This window comes from Aeromicrobium sp. PFPM2_SD2, assembly GCF_057364525.1.
Genome location: NZ_JBNFNZ010000038.1, coordinates 1 through 11,007, shown reverse-complemented (window position 1 = coordinate 11,007; position 11,007 = coordinate 1). Strand labels below are relative to the sequence as shown.

The window sequence follows — 11,007 nt, the reverse complement described above, 5'->3', positions numbered from 1 at the left end:
GTCCCTCCGTCGTCCCGACCCTCGAGCCCGAGCAGCGCGCCGCCGTCGAGCGTCACGTGGCCTCCGCGCCCGTGGTCGAGCTGGCCGAGCGGTTCGTGGCCGCCGGGCACGAGCTCGCCCTCGTGGGCGGTCCGGTGCGCGACGCCCTGCTCGGACGTCCGGGCGCCGACTGGGACCTCACGACGTCCGCCACCCCCGACGAGGTCGAGCGCCTGGTCGCGGGCTGGGCCGACGCCACCTGGGACGTGGGCCGCGAGTTCGGCACCATCGGCATCCGCAAGGGCGACCACCAGGTCGAGATCACGACGTACCGCACCGACACCTACGACCCGGCGTCGCGCAAGCCGGTGGTCGCGTTCGGCGACACCATCGAGGGCGACCTGTCGCGGCGCGACTTCGCGGTCAACGCGATGGCCCTGCGCCTGCCGTCGCTGGAGTTCGTCGACCCCTTCGGCGGCCTGGACGACCTCGCGGCGCGGGTGCTGCGCACGCCGGTGACGGCCGAGCAGTCCTTCGACGACGACCCGCTGCGGATGATGCGCGCCGCGCGGTTCACCGCCCAGCTCGGCTTCACCGCCGCGCCGGACGTCGTGGCGGCCATGACGGCGATGGCCGAGCGCATCGCCATCGTCTCGGCCGAGCGGGTGCGCGAGGAGCTGTCCAAGCTCGTCCTGGGCGCCCACCCGCGCGGCGGCCTGACGCTGCTGGTCGACACCGGCCTGGCCGACCACGTCCTGCCCGAGCTGCCGGCCCTGCGGCTGGAGAGCGACGAGCACCACCGGCACAAGGACGTCTACGAGCACTCGCTCACGGTGCTGGAGCAGGCCGTCGAGCAGGAGGACCGGCTCGGCGGTCCGGACCTGGTCGTCCGGCTCGCCGCCCTGCTGCACGACATCGGCAAGCCGCGCACCCGCCGCTTCCAGCCCGGCGGCACCGTGACCTTCCACCACCACGACGTCGTCGGGGCGAAGATGGCCCGCAAGCGGCTCAAGGCGCTGCGCTACAGCAACGACGTCGTCGACCAGGTGAGCACGCTCGTCGAGCTGCACCTGCGCTTCCACGGCTACGGCAGCGGCGAGTGGACCGACTCGGCCGTGCGCCGCTACGTCCGCGACGCCGGCGACCAGCTCGAGCGCCTGCACATCCTCACCCGGGCCGACTGCACGACCCGCAACCAGCGCAAGGCCGCGCGCCTGCGCCGCTCCTACGACCACCTCGAGGAGCGCATCGCCGCGCTGTCCGAGGCCGAGGAGCTCGCGTCCATCCGCCCGGACCTGGACGGCCAGCAGATCATGGCGATCCTCGGGCTGGAGCCCGGCCCGGCCGTCGGCGAGGCGTACCGCTTCCTGCTCGACCTGCGCATGGACCGCGGCCCGATGAGCACCGAGGACGCCACCGAGGCGCTGCGCGCCTGGTGGGCCGCCCGGGCCTAGACGGCGGACGACCCCGGTCCGGCGGGTGCCGGACCGGGGTCGTCGCGTCGGTCACTGCAGGCTGAAGCAGGGCTCGGAGAAGTCGTAGCCCTCGGCGGTCGGGCCGACCGTCAGGTCCTGCTCGATGGCCACGCCGGTCGGCGCGGACTCGTCGACCTTGCTGATGACGCTGGCCCGGTAGGCCGTCTCGCTCGGCTCGCCGGTGGTGCGGCCGGCCTCCGGGGGCAGGATGCCCTCGTAGTCGACCTCGTCGAGCTCCTTGGCCGCCTCGACGATCGACGTGCGGGTGACGTCGCCGTCGTCGGCCGCCTTCTTGATCGCGGCGAGCAGCGGGTAGCTCCACGTCCAGCCGGCGGTGTAGCCGTCGTTGGGCGAGACGTCCTCGCCGATCGCCTTGCGCATGGCCTCGTGGCCGGGCGTGTCGGTGCCGAACGGGCCCCACGGGCCGGCCTGGAAGTACAGCGCCTTGAGCGCCGGCGCGGCGGCCGAGTCCAGCAGCGCGGGGTTCCAGGTCGGGCTGGAGCCGACGAACGTGCCCTTGAAGCCCTGGGCGGCGGTGCCGCCGACGAGCGTCGCCATCTCGGCCGGGCCGGTGCTGACCACGACGAGGTCCGGCTTCTCCTTGAGGATCGCCGCGACCGCGCCGGCCTGGTTGTCCTGGCCGGTGGGCGTCTCGATCTTCTTGAAGGCCAGGCCGTTGGCCTTCGCGGCCGCCTCGACGCCCGCGGCCGCGTCCCCGCCGTAGTCGCCGGGGTAGCCGACGGCCACGACCTTGCCCTTGACGCCGCGGTTCTCCACGGCCCAGTCGACGCCGTTCATGGCCTCGAAGCAGTAGTTCGCGCCGCTCTCGAGGATCTGGTCCTCGAACTCCCAGGCCGAGTTCCACGAGGCCGGGACGCCGATGACGTCGTCGCTCTTCATGTCCTCGAGGATGGCCAGGGTCTGCGACGAGCCGAGCGTCTGGGCCAGCGCCGCGACGTCCTCGCGCATCTCCTGGTACTTGCGGTTGTGGACCTCGGGGTTGTACTCGGCGTCGGCCACGTTGCTCTCGACGTCGATGTCGTAGCCGCCGACGCCGCCGTCCTCGTTGACCTTCTTCCAGAACGCCTTCTGCGCGTCGGTGATCGGCACGGCGAGCGGGGCGAAGGGGCCCTTGGTGAGGTCGGAGATGACGCCGAGGTAGATGCACCCGTTGTCGGGGTTGATCTTGGCCGGGCAGGGGTCGGAGCTGACACCGTCGGCGGCGCTGCCACCGCCGTCGTCGCCGCCGCTGCGGCAACCGGTCAGGACGAGGGCGCTGAGCGTGAGGCCGACGGCCGCGCGCAGCACCGGGGTACGGAGCTTCATGGGGTTCCTCTCAGGGGTGGTCGACGGCCGACGGCCGCGGGGTGGTTCGCGTGCGTCAGTAGGAGAACGGCCACCCCTTCCAGTAGTTGCGGATGCGCAGCCAGATGCCGAACAGGCCGCGGGGCTCGAAGATGAGGAAGACGATGATGAGCAGGCCGTAGAGGATCGCCTCGAGCTGGAAGACCGAGAGCAGGCCCGACGACCCCGAGGTCTGGCTGATGAACGGCAGCCAGTGGGCGATCTCGCCGGAGATGCGGCCGAGCGAGGCGATGAACAGGGCGCCCATGATCGAGCCGCTGATCGTCGCGACGCCGCCGATGAGCACCATGGCCAGGAACTGGACGCTGAGCAGCAGGCCGAAGGCGCTGGGCTCGAACACGCCGACCACGGCGTAGTAGAGGGCGCCGCAGACCCCGGCGAAGAACGACGACATCGCGAACGCCAGCACCTTGGTGCGGGTCAGGTCGACGCCGATGACGGCGGCGGCGACGTCACGGTCGCGCACGGCGCCGAACGCGCGGCCGACGCCGGAGCGGGCGATGTTGCGGCCCAGCACGGCGAACACGATCAGGAAGCCGAGCGCGAGCAGGAACTGCAGCTGCCCACGGGTCAGGACGTCGTTGCCGCGCGAGAAGTCGATGCCGAACAGCTCCAGGGCCGGTCCGCGACGTCCGACGCCCGGGCCGCCGGTGATCTCGCGGGCCTCGCGGAAGACGTGGTCGCCGAGGAAGACCAGGCCGAGCGTCACGATGGCCAGGTACAGGCCGCGCAGCCGCACCGCGATGGGCCCGACCAGCAGCCCGGCCAGCGCCGCGACGAGGCCGGCGGCCGGCAGCCAGACCCACATCGGCAGGCCGTAGCCGAGCACGGGGCCGTCGGGGTCGCCGCCGAGCACGGCGCCGGTGTAGGCGCCCAGCCCGATGAAGAAGGCGTGGCCCAGCGAGACCTGCCCGGCGTAGCCGGTGACCAGGTTCAGCCCGATGGCGCCGACGGCGGCGATCATGCCCAGCGTCAGCACCAGCAGCAGGTCGTCGGTGACGACGAACGGCAGCAGCGCGGCCAGCACGACGATCCCCAGCACCGACCGGCGCTTGGCCGGGGTGTTGAGCAGGGCCATCTCCTGCGTGTGGGCGGTGCGGACGAGCGGACGGTGGCGCAGCGCGGAGCGGCTCATACGCGCTCCACCTCCTTCTGGCCGAACAGGCCGTACGGACGCACGAGCAGGACGACGAACATGAGCGCGTAGGGCGCGACGAGCGAGAAGTTGGCGCCGAGCCAGGGCGCGACGTCGGGCTGGTAGACCGCGGTCAGGGCCTCGACGACGCCCACGGCCAGGCCGCCGATGACGGCGCCGTTGATCGACTCCAGGCCGCCGATGATGATCGCGGGCAGCGCCTTGAGCGCGATGATCCACGTCGTCTGCTCGATGCCGGCCGCCTGCGTGGCGACGAAGGTGCCGGCGATGGCCGCCAGGCCGCCGGCGATCGCCCAGGCCAGGGCGAACATCGTCCCGACCTTGATGCCCTGGGCCAGAGCGGTCTCCTGGTCCAGCGCGGTGGCGCGCATGGCCAGGCCGGCGCGGGAGCGGCGGAAGAACGTCAGCAGCCCGACGACGACGAGCGCGGTCACGACGACGAGCCCGAGCGTCTGGCGCGAGATCGACACGCCGCCGAGGGCGTAGCGCTCCGAGCCGCCGGGGAACTCGACGATCTTGGACTGCACGCCGATGTAGCGGTTGGCCACGATGCGCAGCACGATGTCGACGCCGATCGTGATGATCGCCAGCGTGAACACCGGCTTGCCGACCATCGGCCGCATCGCCAGCCGCTCCACCACGACGCCGAGCAGGGCGCCGCCCGCCGTGGCGAGCACGAGGCCCACGACGAAGGGCAGCTCCCACACCCGGGTGAAGTGGTAGGCGAACAGGCCGCCGAGGATCATCAGCGACGGCTGCGCGAAGCTGATCACCTTCGTCGCCTTGTAGATCATCACGTAGCCGAGGGCGAGCAGGGCGTAGACCGAGCCCTGGCCGAGGCCGTTGACGAGTGCCTGCAGGAAGTCGGTCACGAGGGGCTCCCGGCGTACATCTGCTCGATCTGGTCGGCGAACCGCTCGGCGATGACCGAGCGCTTCACCTTCTGGGTGGCGGTGAGCTCGCCCTCGTCGTGGTCCAGCTCCTTGGGCAGGAGGGTGAACCGCTTGATCGTCTCGACGGCGGCGAACTGGCTGTTGACCTCGTCCACGACCTGCTGGACGAGGGCGCGGACCTCGGGCTTCTCGGTGAGGTCGCGGTAGGTCGTGAACGCCAGGCGCCGCTGCTGGGCCCAGCTGCCGACCGTGTCGAGCTCGATGCCGATGAGGGCGGTCAGGTACTTGCGGCGGTCGCCGACGACGATCGCCTCCTTGACGAACGGGGACGCCTTGAGCGCGTTCTCCAGCTCGCTGGGCGAGATGTTCTTCCCGCCGGAGGTGATGATGATGTCCTTGATCCGGTCGGTGATCCGCAGGTGCGTCCCGTCGACCCACTCGCCGACGTCGCCGGTGTGCAGCCAGCCGTCGGCGTCGATCGTCCGGGCCGTCGCCTCCGGGTTGTTCCAGTAGCCGGCGAACGTCCCGGCGTGACGGGTGAGCACCTCGCCGGAGGCGTCGATCTTCACCTCGACCCCGGGCTGCGGCTCCCCGACGGTGCCGACCTTCACGCGTCCGGTCATGTTGGCGGTGGCCACGGCGCTGTTCTCGGTCATGCCGTACACCTCGTGCATCGGCACGCCCAGCCCCATGAAGAAGACGAGCACCTCGGGCGAGATGGGGGCGGCGCCGGACGCGGCGTAGCGGACGTGCGCCAGGCCGAGCCGCTCCTTGAGCGGGCGGTAGAGGAACACCCAGCCGGCGGCGTACTTGAGCCGGGTGCGCCAGGTGTGGCGGCCCTGGTTCTCGACCAGCTCGCGGCCGATGCCGGACGCGACCTTCATCCAGAACCCGAACGTGGCCCGCTTGAGCCGGGACGCGCCGGTCATGCGCACGTGGACGCCGGCGACGATCTTCTCCCAGATGCGCGGCACGGCGAACAGCAGCGTCGGCTGCACCTCGCGCAGGTTCTGCTGCACGGTGTCGATCGACTCGGCGAAGCAGACCTGGGTGCCGAGGCCGGCGTTGAACCAGGTCGTGAAGACCCGCTCGGCGACGTGGCACAGCGGCAGGTAGGACAGCACGACGTCCTTGGGCCCGGCCGGCGGGCTCACGAACGACTCGGACTGCTGGATGGTGCGGACGACGAACTCCACGTTCGCGACCGTGAGCATCGCGCCCTTGGGCGGGCCCGTGGTGCCGGACGTGTAGACGAGCGTGGCCAGGTCGTCGGGCTCGGCCGCGTCGGTCAGGGCGTCGACGGCGTCCGGGTGGGCCGCGGCGTGCTCGTCGCCCAGGGCCAGGAACGCGTCCCACGACAGCAGGCGCGGGTCGTCGTAGCGGCCGGTGATGCCGCGGTGCTCCAGGTGGATCACGTGGCGCAGGTCGGGCAGCTCGCCGACGACCTCCATCGTCTTGTCCAGCTGCTCCTGGTCCTCGACCACGACGACGACGGCGCCGCTGTCGCGCAGGACGTGCAGCACCTCCGGCGCCGGGTTGGTCGGGTAGAGCCCGACGGTCGCGGCGCGGACGGCGGTCGTGCCGACGTCGGTGTAGAGCCACTCGCGCCGGTTCTCGCTGTGGATGGCCACGCGGTCGCCCGGGACGACGCCGAGCGCGAGCAGGCCGTGGCCGACGCGCCGGGCTGTGCTCCAGTAGCCGTCCCAGGTCACCTCCTCCCACAGGCCGAGGTTCTTCTCGCGCAGGCACACCCGGTCGGGGGTCTGCCGCGCGTGCTCCCTGACCCGCTGGGCCAGGCTGGTCGGCTCGCTCACGCGTCCTCCTTCGCCATGCCGAGGTAGGCCGCCACGACGTCGGGGTGCTCCTGCACCTGGGTGGGCGTGCCGGTGACCAGCGGGCGGCCGAAGTCCATGGCCATCACGCGGTCGGCCAGGTCCATGACCAGGCCCATGTCGTGCTCGACGAGGATCATCGCGATGCCGAGCTCGTCGCGGACGTCGAGGATGAACCGCGCCATGTCCTCGGTCTCCTCACCGTTCATGCCGGCCACCGGCTCGTCGAGCAGCAGCAGGCGCGGCTCCATCGCCAGCGCCCGGCCGAGCTCGATGCGCTTCTGGACGCCGTAGGGCAGCAGGCCGACCGGCATGCCGCGGTAGGCCTCGATCTCCAGGAAGTCGACGATCTCCTCGACGCGGCGTCGGTTGGCGACCTCCGCGCGGCGGGCCTTGCCCAGCCACGCGACCGCGGCCGCCCAGCCGTAGCCCAGGTGGTGGTGGCGTCCGAGCATGAGGTTGTCGACCAGGTCGAGGTTGGTGAACAGCTCGATGTTCTGGAACGTCCGCGCGACGCCGAGGGCGGCGATCCTCGGCGGGCGCATGCCCACGAGCTCCTGGCCGTCGAACAGCACGCTGCCCTGCTGCGGGCGGTACACCCCCGACAGCACGTTGAAGATGGACGTCTTGCCGGCGCCGTTCGGGCCGATGACGGCGAACAGCTCCCCGGGCCGGACGTCGAAGGTCACGCCGCTGAGCGCGGTGACGCCGGCGAAGCGCAGCTCGACGTCGCGGACCTGCAGGACGGGATCGGGACTCATGACAACCACCTCTTGCGGCGCTTGTAGTGCTTGACGTCGCGGTACGAGGTGGCCAGCTCGCCGCGTCCCAGGTAGAAGTCGCGGATGTCGTCGTCCTCGAGGAGGGCGGCGGCCGGCTTGTCCATGACGATCTTGCCGTGCTCCATGACGTAGCCGTGCTGGGCGATCGAGAGCGCCATGGTGGCGTTCTGCTCGACCAGCAGCACGGTGGTGCCGCGGGCGTTGATCTCCTGCACGATGTCGGCGATCTGCTGCACGATCCGCGGGGCCAGGCCGAGGCTCGGCTCGTCCAGCAGCAGCAGCTTGGGCCGCGCGACGAGCGCGCGTCCCATCGCCAGCATCTGCTGCTCGCCGCCGGAGAGGTAGCCCGCGGTGCGGTCGCGACGCTCCTTGAGCACCGGGAAGAGGTCGTAGACCTCGGCGATGGCGTCGTCGAGGCCGTCGGGGTGGGTGTGCCCGCCGACGCGCAGGTTCTCCTCGACGGTGAACTCGGCGAAGACCCGGCGCCCCTCGAGCACCTGGCTCAGGCCGGCCTGGACGATGCGCGGGGCCGGCCAGCGCTCGATCGGCGTGCCGTCGAGCAGCACCTGCCCCTTCGTCACCTCCCCGTCGTGGACGTCGAGCAGCCCGGACAGGGCTCGCAGCAGGGTCGTCTTGCCCGCGCCGTTCGCGCCGAGGAGGGCGACGATCGCGCCGTCGGGCACGTCGAGACTCACTCCCCGCAGCACGAGCACGACGTCGTGGTAGACGACCTCGAGGTTCTGGACCGACAGCACGTTCTCTCCCGCCTGGTGGTTGAGCCGGACGCTAGGGAGTGGTGCGGGTCACTGACAAGTTGCAGGGCTGGTGAAACTATCCCGGACAGGGCATCCTGTCCGCGTGCACGAACCCTCTCCGCGCCTGCGACCCGAGGCGCTGCGCCAGACCGACGGGCGCCGCCGCCGCGGTGAACGGACCCGCCGCAGCATCGTCGAGGCGCACACCGCCCTGCTCCGCGAGGGCGACCTCAAGCCCACCGCCCAGACCATCGCCGAGCGGGCGGGCGTGTCCGTGCGGACGCTCTGGGTGGCCTTCGGCGACATGGAGGGGCTGCTCGACGCCACGACGGACTACTGGCTCCGCTCGGACTGGGAGCTGCGCGACCCCGTCGACGGCGACCTGCCCCTGGACGAGCGGCTCGACCGGTTCTGCGCCGAGCGTGCCCGGCGGCTGGAGAACATCGCCCCCGCGGCTCGGTCGGCGGCGCTCAGCGAGCCGTTCTCGGCCGCCCTGCAGGCCAGCCGGCGCCATCACGTGCAGCGCGTCCGCGACGCCGTCGAGGAGGTGTTCGCCACCGAGATCGCGGCGCTGGACCCCTCACGACGCGAGGACCAGGTGCTGGCCCTGACCGCGGCGTCGAGCTGGAACACCTGGTCGCTGCTGCGCGACGACCTCGGCCTGGACGTGCCCGCGGCGTCCGCCGTCGTCCGCCGCTCCCTCGAGGCGCTCCTGGCCGGGTAGGGGTCGGTGCTCGGCTCCTTGAGCTAGTCGAGAGGAGCCTGGGTGCTGGGTCGCCCGAGGGGCTGTTGACGAGGGAGCTGGGCGGGTGGCGGCTTGGTCCGTCGGCTCGCCCGAGTCGACTTGTGGCGCCCGTCGAGAGAAGCGGCCCAAGCCAAGAAGAACGTTGAAATGCTGAGGATTCTGAGTGGTTCTTGTCGGACGCGCGAGGTAGGATAGAACAAACGTTCGACCCGGGGGTCTCGGATGCTGATCGACCAGCTGGAGCGGCTGCGCGGGGAGCTGCGCGACCTCGAGGCGTGGTCGTTGACGGACGCGGAGCTGCGGTCGGTGACCGTGGAGATCCAGCGGACGATCGCGAGTCTCAACGAGACAGCGGTCCGCATGGCCGGGGCCGCCGAGGACCGTGCCCTGCCCCGCGAGGACGGCAACGCCTCCACCGTGGCGTGGCTGGCGAGCACGACGGGCATCGCCCGACGTGAGGCGTCGCGGATCGTGAAGCTCTCGCGTCTCGACGCGACTCGTGGTCTGGCGACGCGGGAGGCGTGGGCGTCCGGTGAGGTGTCGACCGAGCAGGCCTCGATCATCCTGACCGCGCTCGACCGGTTGCCGGAGTGGTTCGTGGCCGAGCAGCACGACGACGCCGAGACGACTCTCCTGCAGCATGCGGCCGAGTTCGCGGCGGACGACCTGCGGCGTCTCGCGAATCGGATCGTCGAGGTGGTCGACCCGCTTGCTGCGGACGAGGTGATCGGTGAGCAGCTGGAGCGTCAGGAGAAGCAGGCCTGGTCCGAGGCGCACGTGACGTTCACGCCGCGCGGTGACGGGCTGACCTGGGTGCGCGGCGCTCTTCCGGACGTGCAGGCCGACATGCTGCGCACCGTCCTCGAAGGACTCTCTGCACCGCGCCGGATCGATGCGCTGTTCCGCGACGTGGACGGTGAGCACTCCGACACCGAGATCGGCCGGCTCGACCACCCGCGGCGGATGGGCCAGGCGTTCTGCGAGCTGATCGAGCACCTGCCGAGCGAGTGCTTCCCGCAGGCGGGAGGCCTCATGGCCACGGTCACGGTCAACATCGACCTGGGAGATTTGCAGCAGCGGGTCTCGCGAGCGACCTTGAGCACCGGCTGCGACCTCAGCGCCAGCCAGGCGCGGCGGCTGGCCTGCAACGCTGGCATCCTCCCCATCGTGCTGAACGGCGACTCCCAGGTCCTCGACCTCGGCCGTGCCGACCGGCTCCACGACCGGAACCAGCGCGTCGCCCTCGCGAAGCGGGACGGCGGCTGCTCGTGGAAGGGCTGCGATCGCCCACCCGCCTGGTGCGAGGCCCACCACCTCAGACCGTGGAGCGAGGGCGGCGAGACCAGCCTCGACAACGGCGCCCTCTTCTGCTTCGCCCACCACCACCTGCTCCACGACAGCGACTGGTCAGCCCGCCTCGCCGAGGACGGCGTCGTCGAAGTCGTCCCGCCACCACGCATCGACCCGCTCCGACGACCGCTCAGGCACGCCAGACACGTGCGGCTCCGACCCCTCGTCCCCGCCTAGCGCTGCCAGAGGCTGTCGAAGGCCGTCCCGAGAAGGCAGGTCACAGCAGGACGACGACGAGCAGCAACGACGTGCCCACGACCGTCGCGGTGGCCACGCCGCTCAGCGCCAGCACCGCGCCCGGCACCGGCAGCAGGTCACGGACGCGCAGCCCCAGTCCCAGCCCGAACATGGCGGCCGCCAGCAGCACCGTCGTCGCTCCGTCGGCGACCTGGAGCACGCCCGACGGCAGGACACCGATGGAGCGCACGACGACCGCCCCGACGAAGCCGAGCACGAACCACGGCACGAGCGGAGCGCCCCGACCCTTCCCGGGACGGGTCGTGCCACGCGCGACCACGGCGTAGACGGGAGCCAGCAGCAGCACGCGGACGAGCTTCACCGCGGTCGCCACCGCTAGCGCGCCGGGTCCGAGCAGCGCGGCCGCCGCGACGACCTGACCGACCTCGTGGATGCTCGCCCCGGCCCAGACGGCCGCCTGACGGTCGTCGAGCCCGA

Annotated in this window: 10 protein-coding genes; 3 read left to right on the top strand and 7 right to left on the bottom strand. The window is 71.6% G+C overall.

The genetic code is table 11. From position 1 onward, the window contains the following. Positions 1-56: 56 nt before the first annotated feature. Positions 57-1,433: a CCA tRNA nucleotidyltransferase gene (locus tag AC2W7G_RS03815; RefSeq protein WP_485867267.1), complete on the top strand. Its 1,377-nt coding sequence runs from the start codon at positions 57-59 to the stop codon at positions 1,431-1,433. A gap of 51 nt (positions 1,434-1,484) precedes the next feature. Here AC2W7G_RS03815 and AC2W7G_RS03810 read toward each other — a convergent pair whose 3' ends face one another. The 6 genes from AC2W7G_RS03810 to AC2W7G_RS03785 are packed head-to-tail and all read right to left on the bottom strand — an operon-like array spanning position 1,485 to position 8,237. Then, entirely contained in the window at positions 1,485-2,780 is a 1,296-nt protein-coding gene (locus tag AC2W7G_RS03810; protein WP_485867266.1) for an ABC transporter substrate-binding protein, read from the bottom strand. Between the two features lie 55 nt (positions 2,781-2,835). Continuing rightward, on the bottom strand, positions 2,836-3,954 hold the full coding sequence (locus AC2W7G_RS03805) for a branched-chain amino acid ABC transporter permease (protein ID WP_485867265.1): 1,119 nt from the start codon (positions 3,952-3,954) through the stop codon (positions 2,836-2,838). Continuing rightward, the gene (locus AC2W7G_RS03800) at positions 3,951-4,847 is read right to left on the bottom strand and encodes a branched-chain amino acid ABC transporter permease (RefSeq protein WP_485867264.1); all 897 of its coding nucleotides are present in this window, start codon (positions 4,845-4,847) and stop codon (positions 3,951-3,953) included. The genes AC2W7G_RS03805 and AC2W7G_RS03800 overlap by 4 nt, the downstream gene beginning before the upstream one ends. Further along, positions 4,844-6,682: an AMP-dependent synthetase/ligase gene (locus AC2W7G_RS03795; RefSeq protein WP_485867263.1), complete on the bottom strand. Its 1,839-nt coding sequence runs from the start codon at positions 6,680-6,682 to the stop codon at positions 4,844-4,846. Before AC2W7G_RS03795 ends, AC2W7G_RS03800 begins: the two co-directional genes overlap by 4 nt. Next, positions 6,679-7,461, bottom strand: a complete 783-nt coding sequence (locus tag AC2W7G_RS03790; protein WP_485867262.1) for an ABC transporter ATP-binding protein — start codon at positions 7,459-7,461, stop codon at positions 6,679-6,681. The genes AC2W7G_RS03795 and AC2W7G_RS03790 overlap by 4 nt, the downstream gene beginning before the upstream one ends. Continuing rightward, the gene (locus tag AC2W7G_RS03785; RefSeq protein ID WP_485867261.1) at positions 7,458-8,237 is read right to left on the bottom strand and encodes an ABC transporter ATP-binding protein; all 780 of its coding nucleotides are present in this window, start codon (positions 8,235-8,237) and stop codon (positions 7,458-7,460) included. Before AC2W7G_RS03785 ends, AC2W7G_RS03790 begins: the two co-directional genes overlap by 4 nt. Positions 8,238-8,340: 103 nt before the next feature. On the opposite strand from AC2W7G_RS03785, the gene AC2W7G_RS03780 reads away from it, so the two are divergent. Together AC2W7G_RS03780 and AC2W7G_RS03775 are read left to right on the top strand one after the other, a co-directional pair. Continuing rightward, positions 8,341-8,961, top strand: coding sequence for a TetR/AcrR family transcriptional regulator (locus AC2W7G_RS03780; RefSeq protein WP_485867260.1), 621 nt, complete (start codon positions 8,341-8,343; stop codon positions 8,959-8,961). Between the two features lie 243 nt (positions 8,962-9,204). Then, positions 9,205-10,509 carry an HNH endonuclease signature motif containing protein gene (locus tag AC2W7G_RS03775; RefSeq protein WP_485867259.1) on the top strand — a complete coding sequence of 435 codons (1,305 nt, stop codon included), beginning with the start codon at positions 9,205-9,207 and terminating at the stop codon, positions 10,507-10,509. Positions 10,510-10,549: 40 nt separating this feature from the next. On the opposite strand, the gene AC2W7G_RS03770 is transcribed toward AC2W7G_RS03775, so the two are convergent. Next, a partial coding sequence (locus AC2W7G_RS03770) for a putative sulfate exporter family transporter (protein WP_485867258.1) occupies positions 10,550-11,007 on the bottom strand: 458 nt, incomplete at its 5' end.

Bases quoted from the DNA above. Each gene is read 5' to 3' on its own strand.
- AC2W7G_RS03790 (WP_485867262.1), bottom strand. From the start codon at position 7,461: ATGAGTCCCGATCCCGTCCTGCAGGTCCGCGACGTCGAGCTGCGCTTC.
- AC2W7G_RS03775 (WP_485867259.1), top strand. From the start codon at position 9,205: ATGCTGATCGACCAGCTGGAGCGGCTGCGCGGGGAGCTGCGCGACCTC.
- AC2W7G_RS03810 (WP_485867266.1), bottom strand. From the start codon at position 2,780: ATGAAGCTCCGTACCCCGGTGCTGCGCGCGGCCGTCGGCCTCACGCTC.
- AC2W7G_RS03805 (WP_485867265.1), bottom strand. From the start codon at position 3,954: ATGAGCCGCTCCGCGCTGCGCCACCGTCCGCTCGTCCGCACCGCCCAC.